At 46.2% G+C, this 15,955-nt stretch carries 13 protein-coding genes; 2 read left to right on the top strand and 11 right to left on the bottom strand.

The genetic code is table 11. The annotated features are described in order from the left end of the window. Positions 1-308: 308 nt before the first annotated feature. The 11 genes from JCM15907_RS07400 to JCM15907_RS13015 form a co-directional block, all read right to left on the bottom strand. A complete protein-coding gene (locus JCM15907_RS07400; RefSeq protein ID WP_025843320.1) occupies positions 309-2,444 on the bottom strand; it encodes a hypothetical protein in 2,136 nt (711 codons plus the stop codon). Positions 2,445-2,482: 38 nt separating this feature from the next. After that, entirely contained in the window at positions 2,483-4,399 is a 1,917-nt protein-coding gene (locus tag JCM15907_RS07395) for a T9SS type A sorting domain-containing protein (protein WP_036885629.1), read from the bottom strand. Between the two features lie 793 nt (positions 4,400-5,192). Next, entirely contained in the window at positions 5,193-5,450 is a 258-nt protein-coding gene (locus JCM15907_RS12390; RefSeq protein ID WP_025843318.1) for a T9SS type A sorting domain-containing protein, read from the bottom strand. Next, complete coding sequence (locus JCM15907_RS12385; protein WP_148297489.1) at positions 5,426-6,487, bottom strand: choice-of-anchor J domain-containing protein; 1,062 nt, start codon at positions 6,485-6,487, stop codon at positions 5,426-5,428. Before JCM15907_RS12385 ends, JCM15907_RS12390 begins: the two co-directional genes overlap by 25 nt. Continuing rightward, positions 6,382-8,355 carry a choice-of-anchor D domain-containing protein gene (locus JCM15907_RS12380; protein WP_025843316.1) on the bottom strand — a complete coding sequence of 658 codons (1,974 nt, stop codon included), beginning with the start codon at positions 8,353-8,355 and terminating at the stop codon, positions 6,382-6,384. The genes JCM15907_RS12385 and JCM15907_RS12380 overlap by 106 nt, the downstream gene beginning before the upstream one ends. A 98-nt stretch (positions 8,356-8,453) precedes the next feature. Next, positions 8,454-9,158, bottom strand: coding sequence for a choice-of-anchor J domain-containing protein (locus JCM15907_RS07375; RefSeq protein ID WP_025843315.1), 705 nt, complete (start codon positions 9,156-9,158; stop codon positions 8,454-8,456). A 92-nt stretch (positions 9,159-9,250) separates the two neighbouring features. Further along, the gene (locus tag JCM15907_RS12860; RefSeq protein ID WP_148297488.1) at positions 9,251-9,736 is read right to left on the bottom strand and encodes a hypothetical protein; all 486 of its coding nucleotides are present in this window, start codon (positions 9,734-9,736) and stop codon (positions 9,251-9,253) included. A 117-nt stretch (positions 9,737-9,853) separates the two neighbouring features. Beyond that, positions 9,854-10,405 carry a toxin-antitoxin system YwqK family antitoxin gene (locus JCM15907_RS07365; RefSeq protein WP_242396862.1) on the bottom strand — a complete coding sequence of 184 codons (552 nt, stop codon included), beginning with the start codon at positions 10,403-10,405 and terminating at the stop codon, positions 9,854-9,856. 333 nt (positions 10,406-10,738) lie between these two features. Further along, a complete protein-coding gene (locus tag JCM15907_RS13455; protein ID WP_242396861.1) occupies positions 10,739-11,443 on the bottom strand; it encodes a T9SS type A sorting domain-containing protein in 705 nt (234 codons plus the stop codon). Then, the gene (locus tag JCM15907_RS13450; RefSeq protein WP_242396860.1) at positions 11,440-12,360 is read right to left on the bottom strand and encodes a hypothetical protein; all 921 of its coding nucleotides are present in this window, start codon (positions 12,358-12,360) and stop codon (positions 11,440-11,442) included. The genes JCM15907_RS13455 and JCM15907_RS13450 overlap by 4 nt, the downstream gene beginning before the upstream one ends. A 930-nt stretch (positions 12,361-13,290) precedes the next feature. Next, a complete protein-coding gene (locus JCM15907_RS13015; RefSeq protein WP_159099926.1) occupies positions 13,291-13,428 on the bottom strand; it encodes a hypothetical protein in 138 nt (45 codons plus the stop codon). A gap of 218 nt (positions 13,429-13,646) precedes the next feature. Here JCM15907_RS13015 and JCM15907_RS07350 point away from each other — a divergent pair, with 218 nt between their 5' ends. Together JCM15907_RS07350 and JCM15907_RS07345 are read left to right on the top strand one after the other, a co-directional pair. After that, the gene (locus tag JCM15907_RS07350; protein WP_025843312.1) at positions 13,647-14,669 is read left to right on the top strand and encodes a Kelch repeat-containing protein; all 1,023 of its coding nucleotides are present in this window, start codon (positions 13,647-13,649) and stop codon (positions 14,667-14,669) included. Positions 14,670-14,782: 113 nt separating this feature from the next. Continuing rightward, positions 14,783-15,955 (top strand): hypothetical protein (locus JCM15907_RS07345; protein ID WP_199897235.1); only part of this gene is annotated, 1,173 nt, incomplete at its 3' end.

Genomic DNA, 15,955 nt, shown 5'->3' with positions numbered 1-15,955 from the left:
TTCGGCGCCCACCTCCTCTGTAAGTCCCCATTGCCGCTCTTCCACAAGCCGTTCGGTGCAATGCTACAACCCTTAGAAACAAAAGGGGGAATAGTTGGCAACAAAAGGTATAGTCCTTTGGAGCAAAAGGTATAAGGGGTAGCCACAAAAGGATAGACCCTTTTGACCGAAACCATCCGAGTAAACTTTTCGATAGATTATACCTTTTTCTTCAATAGCCCCGATACAATAAAAGGCGCACTCCCTACGAAGTGTGCCTTTTTCTTTTTATTTCTCGATAGTCTGTTTTATTCTTTCATGGGGGTGAGTTATTGGGTGATGCTAATCTTGCCCGATAGGGTGCGTCCTCCCTCTTCGGCTTGGACGATGTAGACCCCTTGCGCTAACCCCGCAGTAGATACTTGTTTACCCACCGACTGCAACAGCAATGTTCCGTCCAATGCGTATAGGTTTATGCGTGGATGTTCCATATTGACCACTTCGAGTATGCCCTCTTCGAGGCGGAAATTAGTACTTTCGTTGGCAGGAAGGAGAGGCTCAATGCCTGTGAGCGATTTGTCGATTTTGAAAGCAGGGCTAATAGTTTGCGTATGTTTATTACCGCTTTCGTCCGTGAGTATGATGGTGAGGTCGTACCATTGGGTCTCTAACTTACTCACGGGAGCCAAGGAGCCTTGATAGAAGTAACCGAACCCCGGCATACGATAGTTTTCGGGTACTTCTTGCACGGGGAGGGCTTTCCAATTCTCAGAGCCATGCTCGGCATACTGCACCTCTACGGTAGTTTTTTTGCAGTTGAAGTAACGCTTTTCTCTGTTTGTAGCATCGTGATGGTAGATGAAGTCGCCTGCAGAAAATTGTAGCGTGCCATCGGCAGGAGTTCCGAAGCGGTCGGTAACCTGTTGCTTGCCATTGACAAAGCGCAACATCTGAATGGCAGGGGCTGTAATATCTTCGCCCGAAGTTTGGCATAAGAGTTGGGTAATGTTTTTTCCTCGGAGGTCGTCTACCTGTATGTTATCTGCCGTATAGGTATGTTTCATAAATGCCCCCTCCTGCTTATGCTCTTCTTTGCAGGTTTGTAGTACCGCTTCTCGAATCTCTCCGTAGCGACCTAAAAATGTGCGCACCTTGCTCGATTTGCCATCATAATCTTTCATTTTCAGTGCTAAAATAGGCGTATTATTGCCTTGGATAAAGTTTACCGTGTCTTTATCTGTGAAGGTAAAGATGGGATGCCCGGGATAAATCATACTTTTCCCTCCCCCTATGGGTACGAGCAGGTCGCCCAAAGAGTCGTAGCCAAAGTTTATAAATTTGAGACCTTCCTTGCTATTGCCCAGTACGGGAGTACCAATGGTGAACTTGTACTCGTACTTGCCTGCGTTGTTTTTCTTTCGGAAGTCGCCACAGAGAGGGCTAACCATTCCCACGAAATTCGTCTCAGGTCGCTCGGGCAGGTCGATATAGAGTTCGTTAATTCCATCTTCAAGCACGTGAGAGGGATTGAACACTTTTGCCCGAATGGCATAAGCTCCATAGCCTGCACAGTGTATTTGAAAACCGAAGACTCTTGTAGCATTGTCCGAGATTTCTGGTGCTGCTGCAAAGGCTTGTCGATAGAGCTTCAAATCTTGATGATTGTTGGATAGCTCTAAACTCTGGTTCAAAACACCATCGTAGCGTAATATGTATCTCTTATTGGTCTCTTTGGTTTTCATCGAGCATACGTGTCCGAAGCTGATGCGCTCGCTGACGGGATTGATGTGTAGCAGTTGATGGTAACCTTTGATACGATATTCGCCCCCTATCATAGTGTGCATAATACCATAGTCTTTGAGGAGAATAAAAGTGTAGCTCCGATACTCTTTGGCATTACCCTCTTCGACTTGACTTCCGTTATGTATGTCGAGGGTTAGCTCCGTATTGTTTTCATCAAAGTTTCTGATAACTACTTGGTGGGTACATTCTGCTTGGTCAAAAACGAGTGTCATACCCTCCTGTACGGTTACATTTTCTTTGTATAAGAGATAAGTACCTGTGGGTCTTTTGCTAAATGTTGCTTGAAAGTCGTATGTCCCCTCAGGTATTTGTACTTGTATTGTATTGCTTTGAGGGTTTTCACTGAGTTTGATACCCCCCAATTCCTTATTAAAGGCATAGACGGAAGTCCCCTTTCCATCTTTGATAGCTTTGTACTCAAGGGTGATATTGACCATCTTGAGATCTGCTCGTAGCGGTTCTCTTTGCAAAGAATAGACAGTGCAATCGGAAAATTCTTGGCGTGTATAGCCTTGCTGAGGCATCAGTGACCATTCGCTTTGAAATTCCTTACCTTTTGTTGGCTCCATAGAGGAGTAATCCACAATCTGTTGTGCCTGTGTGGAGGTATAGGTCAAAACTCCAAAAAGGGATAAAATGGAGATGAGTATTTTCTTTTTCATAATCTTTTTTCTCTTATGCGGTAGGTGAATAATGCTTGTTATAAAATCAATTTAGTAGTAATGAGAATAGCACCATTGGAAGCCTTTACGATGTAACAACCTTTGGGAAGAAGAGCCAGAGAGAGCTTCTGTGCGTGAGTTTGGAGTACAGACTGCCCTTCTAAGGTGTAAACGCTGATTTCGGCATTCGGTATGTGGACAACCTCTAAATGTTGATCTGTGATGCGGAAGTAGGCATCGTCGGCTTGTATAGGTTCGATGATAGAGGTCAAGTTTGCGATTTGGAAAGCAGGACTAATCGTTTGCGTGTGTGTATTGCCTGCTTTGTCTGTGAGTTCTATTTTAATATCAAACCAACCTTTCCTCGCTTTTAACCCTTTCTCTCCTACTGCTTTTAGAGAGGCAGAGTAGAAATAACCGAAGCCGGGCATATGAAAGCCCGATGGATCTTCTGTGAGGGATAGAGAGGTCCACTTCTCTTCATGGTAGGGAGAGAAAGAGAGCTTGGCAGTTATCTCCTTACAGTCGAAGTAACGTTGGAATAAATCCTCGTTATCGTGATAGTTAAAGTCTCCAGCGGCCAGCTCGATACGTCCCTCTTCGGCACTGGCGAAGCGATCGGTACGCGCTCCGTTGCTATGTCGGAAAGTGAGCATTTGAGGCGTTGGAGGGGTTTTATCGTCCTGTTGTGGATTGTAGTTCATAGTTACATCTACGCCCCCTTCGAGACCATCGACCTGTGCATTCTTACTTTTGATAGTATGGATGTGGCGTCCTGACTCTGTGGAGCTTTTCTCCTCATAGGTTCTATAGTCCGTTTCGTATTGCTCTCCAAAACGCCCTAAGAATACGCACCCAATTGTGCTTTCGCCATTGTTGTAGTACTTGAATTTGGTCGATGCCATAGGGGCACTACCTCCATAGGTAGGTTGAGTCTCTTGAGCCGAGAATGAAAATTTAGGGTGTCCCGGGTAGCCTATTGCCTCGCCACCTCCTTCGGGTACAGTGTAGTCTACATATATATCGTATCCGTAGTGAACGTGTTGTAGCTTCCCTTTGCTACCCATTACAGGGATACCTACTGTAAACCTATATTCTGCATATTCGTCGTTGTAGGTATCTCCCAACAAGGGGCTTACCATGGCATTGAACTTGCTCCCATTTACCATAGGGAGCCCTATGTAATAGTCAGTTACTCCATTGGCAGGATTTTTCCCAGGGTTGTACGACCGCACAACGGCTTTGATTTTGTTATTAAAGAGTACCCATAGTTGGTATCCCTGAATGTGAGCTTGGGGCATTTGTAGACCAGCCTTTGTGGGGAGAAACTTTTGGGTATGTAGGGCGATCTGTGTGGGGTCGTTGGTTAGGGTGGATATATCTTTTAGAGCCCCTTGATAGTGGACGAAATAATCTTTCTTTTCCGTATGTAAACTACGTACTTGAAAGTAGTGGTAACGCTCACTTACAGGGTTGGTAAAGAACTCTGCTTCGATTTCTTTTACGCGATAAGCCCCTCCGAAAACGGTTTCGACTACGCCTACGCCATCGAGGACGAAGAGGTCGGTAGTACCCATATCTACCAGATTGCCCTTTTTGTAAATACTACCTCCACTGTAAATATCGGGGAAGAGTTCTTGGTTGTTCTCATCTACCGACTTGATAATTATAGGTCGGGTAGCAGTGCTTTGGTCAAATACAATCTGCTGGTCCTTGTCGATTTTTACCTGCTCTTTGAATACAAAGTAGAGTCCTACCCCAGCTTTGTTTTGGAAAAGAGCGTGCATATCATAAGTTCCTTTGGGTACTTTGATCTTTAGATTGGGTTTATAGCTAACGTCAAAGATTTCTTGGGCATTGTATAGTGTTACCTTTAGAGGAGTACTATTTCCTAATGCCTGGAAGACAACTTCTACTTCGCAAATGTCGGCCTCCTTTAGGGGAATTGTAGCCATTCGCCCTTTTTCTTGAGGCAACGTAATCGAGGTACGAAAAGCTGGTTTGTATAGCTCGGAGGCAATTTGTTGGGATTTTTGAGCCGTTATGACAGCTTCTCTTTCGGCAGTGTGCGTTGCGTGATGCTCTGTGCCTGTGTCCTCAGAACCAAGGGGTAACTTGATGCTACGAGGAGAAGGCTAAAAAGTAGTGATTTTTTCATAGGAGTAGTATTTTATTTCGTCTAATTTTTCTAAATAATTGGCGAGTACCGCAACTCTCAATCCATCTTTTAGTTTGAGTGTATATTCTCAAATTTAGTAACTATTTCCATTATTTCCTATTATTTGAAAGAAAATCTATTAAAATAGTGTTAATCTATGCCCATTTGTAATGCAGAGGGTACAAAAAGCCTATTGTCTACTCTCTAAAAGGAGCTATCGAGCTTCGATAACAATTTTTCTCTCAAAAGGGCGAGAGGGAGAGCTGAGGTATTGAAACTGTTTTGTAATGACGGTTTCTTTTACGAAAGAGGAAAGAGAGGGGCAAGATGACTTTGTCGAGCCATGCCGATGGTGTGTTACAATGTGTCGATTACAGCATTGCTTGTTAGATTAGGCTTTACTTTTCTGCTGAAGCACCTATAATACTTTGGAGCAAAAGGTACGATGGTTAGGCGTGTAACCTACCGTGCAAACACGCTTAAGGATTATAGGTTTGAAATAAAATCAAGTATCAATAATAAAAAAAGGCGCACCTCTTAAAAAGTGCGCCTTTCTTTTAGCTCTCACTCAAGAGCGAGAGATTGCTTGCTTACTCACGTACAAAGCGATGAGTTGCCATACCGCCATCTTCCGCAAGTAGGCGGATGATGTAGTTGCCCTCAGGGAGGTGTGCTACATCAATGCGATGACTTGCCTTGCCCTGTGCCACGCATGCACCCTCTATCGAGTAGATGTAATACTCGGAGTAGAGCCCCTCGACGAAGAGTGTTTCGCGAGTGATTGTAGGATATACTTTGGTGGGGTTAAAGGCATCGGGTACCTCTATGGCGTTGTCGAACTGTGCCACAAGGCGTACCAACTTAGAAGCACTGCCTCGGCTCTGTACGAGAAGCGCGGCGGCACGGTCTTTATCGTCTTTCGACTTGAAACCGACTGCAACATCGCCCCCCTCTTTAGGAAGTTTCGTTGTAGAGAGTTTGAAACGCTCTGCCAAGCGTGAGGTACCATAGTCAAGGCGATGGGATGCTTGGGATTTTTGGTAGTTACGGTGAAGACCTGTGGTGTACACTCCTGATCTACCTTGAAGAGGAAGGAGATGAGGTCTTTATCAACATTGATTTCGGTCATATCGGTGCGCCCAAAGGTTACATCGTCTACCATAAAGGTAAGCGAGGTAGCGTTGCCTCCGACAGGGCTGTAGAAGCTAAATCCAATGTGGAAAATATCTTCTACCGAGATACCCTCTACCTTAGAGAGGTCTACATAGTAATCATACCACGTTTCGTTTTCGATGTTCTCTACCAAGAGGAGCTTGGTGATGTCCAAGTATTGAGGGTCGATAGCCCCCTCTTTCTCCTTGATGATAAAGACGCCGAACTTCTCCTCGCCGTTTTCAGTGGGCAATTCGTAGCGTAGGCGGAAGGTGAGTATCTTACTCGCTGCCTTTTGATACGATAGGGCAGGCGAGATGAGCCATGCTTGATGCTCTCTCTTATCGCTTGGATTAAGCGTGTTGAGGAACGAAATCTGGGCGCATTGCTCCTCTACCTCCATCGTGCTTTTGTTCTTCTGCGCCCAACCCCAGAAAGGACGGTCGCCTTGCAGTGCCAAGGTTTGCCAGCCTGCAAGGTCGATACCTCTGGTGTGTCGACTACCATTGAATGTCTCGTTGAGGAGGGCAAGTGGCATAGCATCGGCATTGACCAACATCGCTTTTTCATTGAGCTTAGGGAAAGAGATGCGCTCTTCGGGCTTGCCGAGAGTGAGGCGGATTTGCTCTATTTGAATAGCCTCTTGGGTCGTATTGACCAAGCGGAAGCGAGTCGGTCTGTGGGTCTTGATAGCCGACGAACCGTTTCTGTCGAAGCTTCGCCCTTTTGCCAATGACCGCCACCATCTATGCTGTACTCCAAACGCACCTTGCTTGCCAAGCTGATAGGAGCGATGGTGATGTTTTCTAAGCCATTGGCAAACCATTCATCGCATTCGAGAGTACCCTCTGCTTTGATTTGCACCTTGCCTGCTTCTTGCCAAGCCCCATCTAAGCGATAGTAGCCACGGTCGAAGAGGTGATACCCCTTCCATGCTTCGCCTACAAAGCGAGGATCGAGAGGTTTATCGGCAGTGAACTTTTCGAGCCATCCATCGCTATTCTTCTTGCCCTTACCTTTGATGGTTAGTACAAAAGGTTCCATAAGAGCCGTTGTGATAACGAGTTGGGCGGTGTACTCCTTCTCTTCTTTGGGGCGGAAGGTTACTTTTACCGTGCTATTGAGTACCTTATCTTGCTTTACCGAATAGTAGAAGCTGGAGGTGCTAAGCCTAAAGATACCTGCCTCGTCTTGGAGGATAGCCACTGTGGGAGAGTCGATAACGCCTGTTATATCGAACGTAAGAGTTTGCTCGTCCGTCTCTGTGGGGAAGCTCTCCATCTCTCTAAGAGGAGTTGTAGCCGAGAGGCTCACCTTGGGAGGATTATTTGCATCAATAAAGTAGGCATTGAAAGCAGAGGTTGATACAGGGTCATCTCCCATAAACTTAATGATGTAACCATTGAGATAAACACCCTTTTTGTCGGGAGTCATCGTTACGGTGTAAGTGCCTACGCTATTGCCTTGGGGGACTGTTTCGGGAGCTATGCTCATAGAGCCATTTTTAGCATCGAAAGAGGGTCGCTGTGCATAGGGTAGTTTCATACCTTGCACCAAGATAGAGCTGGTAACGCTCTTGTCCTTCTCGCCTGTAATAATGGTGATATGAGGCAGTACAGCGATGAAAGGCATATTGGCATTGTCTCGGGTGAGGCGCAAGAGTCCGAAGTCATCCATCTCTACAAGACTACCAGCGCGAGTAACCACTTTGAAGAGGAAGTGGGTAGCTCCTGCTGGAGCAATAGTGCGGAAGGCTACTTTGTCCCAAGCCTTATGGCGGTCGAAGAAGTCCCTATTGTTGATAAAAGCATCTTCGGCAGAGGCTATAGGTTGTCCATCGGCATTCAGCCACTGGCAGGCAAGGCGTACAGCTCCGCCCTCTACTTTCTCTCCCATAGAGCGGAAGTGGATAGTACCCTCAAGCATATCGCCCTCTTTGACGGTTATCTTGTCGTTCTTGAGAGCTACCTTTTGGAAGATAGAAGCCCCCTGTTCGCTACCTTGTGCATCGAGTTGCACGGCAAATCCAGTGCTGGAGTTGTAGCCTCGTTCGAGTTTGGTTACCTTTCCTTCAAATGCCCAATCGGTAGGTTGGTTTTCTGTGTTGAAGTTGTAGAAGTAGGGGTCTTTGAGAAGCTCTATGTCATCGGTTGGCTCGGGAGTGGGAGCTTCGCCAGTACCCTCTCCTGTCATGTGGATGTTGAGCAGAGTGCCTTGTACTTGTAGCTCGATGGTGGCAGACTTAACGCCCTTGGAAGAGGGAGTAAAGGTTACCATAAGTCCTCCGCCTTGATGGGTGAGTTGGTCGGCACCCGTTACGGCAAAGTCGCCTGTATTGGCACCCTTAAGCGTCATAGTGGGGGCTTCTAAGGCATTTTGTACCTCGATGGCGATGGATTTAGGTCCTTTGCTGCTACCTACATTAACCTTTCCAAAGGCGATAGATTGGGGCGAAGCGGTCATCTTGATAGTCGCGGCTGCACCCGTAGCCCTGCCCGTGAGGGGCACGAGGAAGGTCGCTGTGCCTGCCGAGATTTGTATGTCGGCTTTCTTGTCGCCTCCGCTTTTGGGTTCGAAGACTACCGAAAGTTTTCCACCCATCTGTGTCAAGGCATTTTTGTTGAGGAGGCGGAAGTCGCTTGCGTTGATGCCCGTAAGAGTTACTTCGGGTACTCCTACGAAGTTTTTAATGAAGATTTCTACCTCTTTAGTTGCCCCAACAGAGCCAGCCGGCGTAGTGTCGAAGTATAAGCCTCTTTAGGCGTGCAAGAGATTTGTACCTCTTGAGAGGCTTCGGCGAGCTTCAGTGCATTGAGCTTGAATTGGGTGCGGTTTTCCTTATCTCCCTTGGCAACGAAAGCTATAAACCCTATGCCCGTGAGGTCGCTTGGCATCTGCACTTCTTTGGGGAAGTAGCTCGTATTGCTCGAAGAGATTTCGCTCACGCTCAATAGCTCTCGGAGTGTAGCTCCTTGGTTGTCGATGAGTAGCACCTTGAGGGGCGATGTGCCTGCCGAAGAGGTGGCGAGCATCGAAAAGGAGAGAGCCTTACCGCCCATCTTGCTGAGGTCGAGTGCGGGGGTAACCAAATAGCTACAATAAGGTGCCTTAACACTGAATTTCGTGGGAGAGATGCTGAAACAGTCATCTTTGAAAGTCGTGGTCCACTTCATCCCCGGGAAGGTATTCAAGGTAATAACCTTCCAATTGGTCGCTAAAGCGGCTTTGAACCCTCCGTCGGTAACTTCAAACTGCTCGACGGGATTGTTACTCTCTAATACGGAAAAATCCATATTCTCTGGGGGCGTGCCCTGTGCCGAGGCGCGTAGACCGAGCACCGCACTTATCCCGATGAGGAAAAGCCATAGCCTATTCCTCAAAAAAGAAATGCTTCTTTCTTTCATGATATACTCTCTTTATTAAACTAATATTTTGTAGAAAAAATCTGACCTCCCAAAGGTATTAAAACTACCCTAATTAGCAAAGCCAGAGGGTTCTATATGGGGGTATAATAAAATAATAGTTTAAGTGTCCCGCCGAAACCGAATAAATTGCTTTCGTTTAGGGAGAACTGGGGGCGATGGTGTGTGCGGTTTGGGAGAGGCGGTAGCTTATTTTGTTGCCTTTCTTGGGTCAAGGGGGAAGAATGTGCTGTACTTACCGATAAAGAGGGGAGAGGGATGCGCTTCTTTCCCTCTTTTTTGTGTAGTTGGGGGGGCAGGAGGAGGCGGGGTGATGGGCTGTGGGCGAGGAGAGGGATATATATAGAGTGCAACCCAAATCTGCCTTTAGAAAAACCAAACCTAATGACAAATCTGGGTTGAAGTAGTAGCTTGTCGCCACGGCTCCAAATGGATAAATGTTCGCAGATGTAGTAGAACAAGCGATAGTTATCAAGCTGTTTGGATGCAAGGCATCCTATAACGTGATGGGGACGGAAAGAGGTTTGATGCTCGTCGCTGAGTAGCTTACTCTTTGGCAATAGGTACGCTTAGAGCTGGCTCTACTTCGGTTTGTTGTCCTCTCTATTGCCCTGTTTTTTTGTGCGGACTAACGATTTAGACAAGGGTAATTGTCCGATAAATCACTCATGGGTAACTCAATCTTCAAAAGTTATGCTACGCTCCAAAACACCCATGCGGAATATCTTTTTCGCAAAAATATGTTCGGGGTGATTTAATTCATGGCATATCCATACCCCGTCCTTGAAACCTCTCTTGTAGGAACCTGTCCAAAGTCTTTCTTCGCCGTAGTTATAGCATTTCCATATTCCCGTTCTTTGCCCCTTATCGTAGTTCCCCTCTTCATTGTAAACCCCACCTTCGTCTACTTCACGCCAGTAGCCGACTTTCAGATCATTATCATAATATCCAAAGTCACCCCCGTGTATGCCCGATGAGATATAGAGCCCCTGCCTTTTCCCATTTTCAAAAGTCTCCACCCAAAAGAACAAATCGGAGTCAAAAGTAACCCATTGACCATGCTTTTTCCCGTTTTTGAAGCTGAGAATCGTTCTTTGCTCTTTGTCCATCAAGACGTAAGCTCCATCAAGACGAGACGTATAGGTGCTGTCATTAAGCTGTTCTTTCGTAAGGATCTCTTGGGCTCCAACCTTTGGGATACTTCCCAATAGTAGGACAATCAAGCACAAAAGTCTACTCTTTATTCCCATGATATGAAACTATTTCTTTTGCTTTTTCAGAGCCGTTGTCTGCTCAATGCAGGTGCCGGTATCAGGTGCAATGCTGTTGCAAATATATAGTAAGCTGTTTTATAGGGGGGATGAAACCGAATGACAAATCTGCGATTGGTACTTTTGGTACAGAGCCTCCAAACCCTTGCCCTCTTGGGTAAAGAAAAGAGAGACAGGCATAGTCCCCGCCTCTCTTATTCGTTCAAATGTTATACTGTTACTATCCACTCAGCCAGTGGGAGCAGTTGCATGGAGCACTTCCTTCCAACTAAGCCGAGAATGGCATAGCATTTACTCTACGATAAACTTCTCTACAAATCGTCCCGTATCGGATGCAACCTTGAGCAGGTAGGTACCCTTGGGCAAGTGTTGTACGTTGAGTTTATACGCTTCGCCTTCGAAAGAAACTTCGGCTACCTTACGCCCCTGCATATCGTAAACAAAAGCCTTCCACGTAGCATCCATTGGCAACTTGAGCATCATATATCCATCGGTAGAACTTGTGCAGAGCTTTACCCCCTCTCCCTGTGGGAGGATTTCTTCCACAGATGTGATCGTACTCCACTCTGTGTCTGCCCTAATGACACTCTTGTCCGTATGGTATTCTCCCCAAGCCCAGCAAGCTTTTCTTTTGATGGGATGAATGTCCACCTGGGGTGTTACCGTGGTATTGAAATCATCTCTGTATACATACCTTACACTCCACTTTTTTAGATCGTTGAGAAGATCGTAGGGCACCCAGCAGTAATTTAATTTCCACACGTCTGAGCCTTCATATTCAAAAGTGTTGGCATAAGTAACCAGATAGTGACCATAACTCTTGTCATACGATAGATCTCCAATAAACTCATCGCTTGAGGTAGTTGCAAACGGAGCCTCTTCCAAATCATCCATGGTCGGTGTTACTCCCTCTTTATATCTAAAATTAGGCTTGGGATAGACGTACCGAATCTGCCAATCACGCTCATCCGAATCATAATGATTGTACATAATCATAAAGTTGTGGCTGTTTTTCCCAGCGAGGTATTATCTTTTTCACTATCCAACATCATTTGGATCTTTGGACCTCTAGCCTCTCCGAAAGTGTTCACTTTTATGGGGGCTGCCCACCTAAAATCTGAATCATAGTCGACAAAGTTGGATAGGAACCCTATATCACTCTTGGAGTTTCCTACTCTATTCATTTCGAAAACGACTCCCATTATGGGCCATTTATTGTGCGTCATAGAAGAAGAGGTACTACCCAAAGAGAGGTCTACTTTTCCTATTTTTTCCTTTCCGTCTTGACTAAAAATGGGATGGTGAAGTTTAAATTTGCGTCCCGCCTCCGTAGATATGAGATAGCCCACGAAACTCTTATTTTCCGCGCTGTTAAAGCCCGTATAAGCGATAGCCAAAGCAAAAGGATCACCCCCTATCAGGTCGGGAGCGGGCGAACGATAATTGGAGGCTATGGACACATCGTACAGTTGTGTGTTGGTAAACTCTTTTTCGTACATGCGAACAGCATTGCCATTCTCTAAATTGGCATTGCGCTTAAAGACACTAAGAACACTCCTATTCCCAGCGGGATCATTTAGAAGCTCTACCGACCAGAACCGGATATCAGATTCGTCCTTACCTGTTACTATGATATCGAAATCTTGAAAGAACCAATAACTCGAGCGCGTCCAATGCGTTATCTCTTGGAAGGTAACTCCATCATCCTTAGAGCGAAACACTCTCACTTCGGTCTCTCCCGATTCGTGTTTGCCGTGAGCCATTAGATAAATCCATCCATTGTCTGCCACAGTCATTTTCGTCTTTATCGCTGGATTGTTTTTGTAGTCAAATACCTTGACATCTCCTCCTCCCATCGTTTGCGCTTGGGCAAGGGAAGAAAGGGTTATAAGGCAAAAGCTGCCAGTACCCATTTGTGTAAAATTGTTGTTCTCATAATACTTATTCTTTAGTAATATCAATAAACCTTGTTACAATACTCATTAAACCACCACACGCTAAAGAGTGCCTAAACACCAACACTCCAACACTCTCAAAAATGTAGTTGGCACTCTTTTCAAGAACTCTTCTGAAAAGCAACAACCCGAGGGGTTAACCACTTTTCAGAGGGCAAATTTATAAATAATACAAATACAAAACAAATAAGGTCTCTTCAGTTGGATAATTTTATTTGTCTTATCACGTCATTTTACACTCCTGATATGCAAAATAATCAACTAATATGCAGTAAAATAACTAAAAAAGAGTCTACTTTATTCTACAAAAGTCTCTATTACCCTTTTTTACAGGAGATAGGCTCTGTTGTAGGAGGGGCTACTTTCGCTTTTCTTAGCATTAACCCTTTTGTTGCTAAGGATTAATCCTTTTGAGGCGAAGCATTAATCCTTTTGAGCCGAACCTACGACCCTTTTTATTCGCTCCTTTTCGTACAATAGTTCTATGGGTCAAAGAGGAAGGAACTTGCTTTTATTAGTTGCGTGTGCCCTCTGTCTCTTGTATTTCTAAATATCAGTTGTGTCATCTGCCGATCTTCATATAAAGCACTCTAACTCTTCGTTGATAATGTCTGAATATCTCCCTTGTAAATCCCTTTATTGCCTTGATAATGAGAGGGAAGAATGCTTTGTTCCCTTTGCTCTCCTCTGTTGATAACCTCTTGATAACTTGTAGATACAGCTTTGATAAGTGGTAGATAAAGGCGCTACAAGCTGTTGAAATGCTTTCGATAAGCTGTTCATAAGCCTCCGATATTCTGTTGATAGTGTTGTGGAGAGGTGTTAATAAGACGTTAATAACCTGTCAAAATACTTTTGATAAGCTGTCGATTTCTCTTTGATAACCTGTCAATAGCTTGGGGATAATCGGTCGAAAACTTCTTGATAACTTGTCGAAACAGCCCCGATAACCTGTCGATAATCTCCTAATAAGCAGTCGATGCTGGGGTGAGTGTGATGCGTTTTGCGCCATAGGGTGCCTCTCAATCGTGAATAATTTGTAAATAATGTTGCTATTTTCCGTTATGATTTGTTATATTTGTACCAGAACTGGTTCGCCAAGAATTGTAATGGTTTAGCTTGTGTTCTGAGTGTCTCGAGAGTCTCCCCCCCTTCCCATTCAGAGAGGAGATGAAGGTTCGGATAGCTTTCGGAGTACATTGCTGACAGAAGGTTTATAGAGTGTATATAATTATAGTATCGGTATGAAAAAGTTGATTGGAATAGCTCTTGCCGTAGCTTTTACGGCTGTGCTGGCGGTAGGTTGCAAGCGCAAACCTAAGGAGTACACCTACGATGTTTACGTAGCAGGAGTGGAGAGACTCCGCGGAGGGGGAAATAGAGCTCTGCTCTGGAATAAGGATCAGTTCACAAGGTTGTCGGAGGAGGAGAGTCATGCTTACTCCGTCTGCGCCTCGGGCAGTGATGTTTATGTAGCGGGTAGTGGAGTAAAAGGAAGAGACTTTGTTGCTGCACTTTGGAAAAACAGTAAGCCCGAAGTGCTTACCGATGCCTCGATAGGGTCCGATGCCTCCTCTGTCTTTGTTTCGGGCACTGATGTCTATGTAGTAGGTAGTGGGTATAAAGGAGGAAAAGATGTTGCCTTGTTTTGGGAAAACAGAAAGCCCATGGCGATTATCGATGGCACCGAAGAGGCCGAGGCTTATTCCGTTTTTGTCTCGGGCAAAGACATCTATGTAGTAGGCAATGACGAAAGCGTAGCTATGCTCTGGACGAAGAGGGTGAGCAAAAAGACTTGGAAGGCTCAAAAGTTGGCAGGTGAGGATAGTAATGCCTTCTCTGTTTTCGTTTTGGGAAGTGATGTCTATGTGGCGGGCGAGGCAATGCATAGCGGTAAGAGTGTTGCTACACTTTGGACAAACAAGAAAGCCAAGCACTTGACGAAGAATACATCTGGAGCCAAGTCGGTTTATGTTTCGGGCGATGATGTCTACGTAGCAGGCTATGAGGAGCGGGGCGGAAAGTACTGTGCTATGCTTTGGAAGAATGACAAGCCTACTCGCTTAAGTGATAGGAGGGCAACACGAGCAGAGGCACGCTCTGTCTTCGTAATTGATAACGATGTCTATGTGGCAGGCTATGAGATGCACGGAGGTAAGAATAAAATGATGCTCTGGAAGAATGGCGAGCCTGTGCAGTCGCTTATCGATGCCGCCCCAGAAGCCACTGCCTCCTCCGTCTACGTAGTCAAGCGGGAGAAGGAGTAGCGACACATATTGTGGAGCCGTGTGCTCCCTTGTAGAGCAAAGGGGGCGAACGTCTTTCGGGAATAGATGAGTAATAAAAAGAATAGAGTAAGTAACGTATAAATATGATTAGTATGAGAAAGTCAAATTTCGTATGTATTGCCTTCGTCTCTATGACAGTGCTGGCGATAGGCTGTAAGCGTGATATACCCAAGCCCAACCCTCAACCACCGACGCCTAAGGAGTACACTTACGACGTCTATGTGGCAGGTACACAGGAGACGGGGAGTGGAGAGGTAGCAATGCTCTGGACCAATGGCAACCCTACCCCACTCTCCGAGGAGAAAGAGTATGCCTCGGCACTCGCCGTAGGTGTGCGGGGGAGCGATGTTTACGTAGCAGGTAACCGCAAAGTGGGCACGGAGATGGTCGCCACACTCTGGAAGAATACCCAACCGCTATCGTTGCCTTTTGCTACAAGGGGTGCTTATACCCACACTGCAGAGCAAGGGCTACAGGGCACTTTGATGAGGGCACCCCTCCGCAGAGAGGTTGGAGCACCGAGGGGAGACTCTTACACTAAGTTTGCTTCTGCTACTGCACTCTGTTTGACAGATAACGACCTCTACGTAGTAGGCTACGACTCGAAAGGAGCTGCGGGAGAGCCCGTAGCGATGCTTTGGCGCAATGAGAGCCTCATGCCTCCCTTAGAGGAGGCGCAGAATGCCCACCCCTTATCCGTGTGGGTAGCAGGGGGTAGAGTCTACGTAGCAGGCTATAAAGAGCAGTGGGGCAAGCGGATAGCTATGCTCTGGGAGAATGGCAAGGCTAAGCCCCTAACGATGGGTAGCGAAAATGCCGAGGCGCACGCCGTCTGTGGCACGGCAGAGAGCCTCTACGCAGTAGGTTGGAAACAGCAGGGAGAGAACCGTGTAGCCATACTGTGGAAAGATGGTAGCCCTATGCAGTTGAGTTCCCTCCATGCCGAGGATGCCGAGGCGTTCGACCTCTGCATAGCCGACAATAAGCTCTACATAGTAGGGTATGAAGCTCTTGGAGAGCGTACCGAGGCGATGCTATGGCACGATGGCAAGGTAACCAAGCTACCCAGCTCTTCGGATTTGTCCGAAGCTCGTGCGATCTATGAGGTCGATGGAACCTTTTATATAGTAGGGTACGAGGAGGACAGCACTTCGGACATGAATGTAGCGATTCTTTGGAAGCGAAAGGGTAATACGGGAGATTGGGAGGTACAGAGATTGACCGATGGTAAGAGCAATGCCGAAGCCTGCTCCGTCTACGTAGCT

The organism is Porphyromonas gingivicanis JCM 15907 (genome assembly GCF_000614585.1).
Lineage (GTDB): Bacteria > Bacteroidota > Bacteroidia > Bacteroidales > Porphyromonadaceae > Porphyromonas > Porphyromonas gingivicanis.
Note: the sequence above shows the minus strand (reverse complement) of the source record. Positions and strands in the feature narration are given on the sequence as shown.

Excerpts from the sequence above, each read along its gene's own strand:
- JCM15907_RS13450 (WP_242396860.1), bottom strand. The coding sequence starts at position 12,360 with ATGGGTACTGGCAGCTTTTGCCTTATAACCCTTTCTTCCCTTGCCCAA.
- JCM15907_RS07350 (WP_025843312.1), top strand. The coding sequence starts at position 13,647 with ATGAAAAAGTTGATTGGAATAGCTCTTGCCGTAGCTTTTACGGCTGTG.
- JCM15907_RS13455 (WP_242396861.1), bottom strand. The coding sequence starts at position 11,443 with ATGATTATGTACAATCATTATGATTCGGATGAGCGTGATTGGCAGATT.
- JCM15907_RS07400 (WP_025843320.1), bottom strand. The coding sequence starts at position 2,444 with ATGAAAAAGAAAATACTCATCTCCATTTTATCCCTTTTTGGAGTTTTG.
- JCM15907_RS12380 (WP_025843316.1), bottom strand. The coding sequence starts at position 8,355 with ATGGGTGGAAAACTTTCGGTAGTCTTCGAACCCAAAAGCGGAGGCGAC.
- JCM15907_RS07395 (WP_036885629.1), bottom strand. The coding sequence starts at position 4,399 with ATGGCTACAATTCCCCTAAAGGAGGCCGACATTTGCGAAGTAGAAGTT.
- JCM15907_RS07375 (WP_025843315.1), bottom strand. The coding sequence starts at position 9,158 with ATGAAAGAAAGAAGCATTTCTTTTTTGAGGAATAGGCTATGGCTTTTC.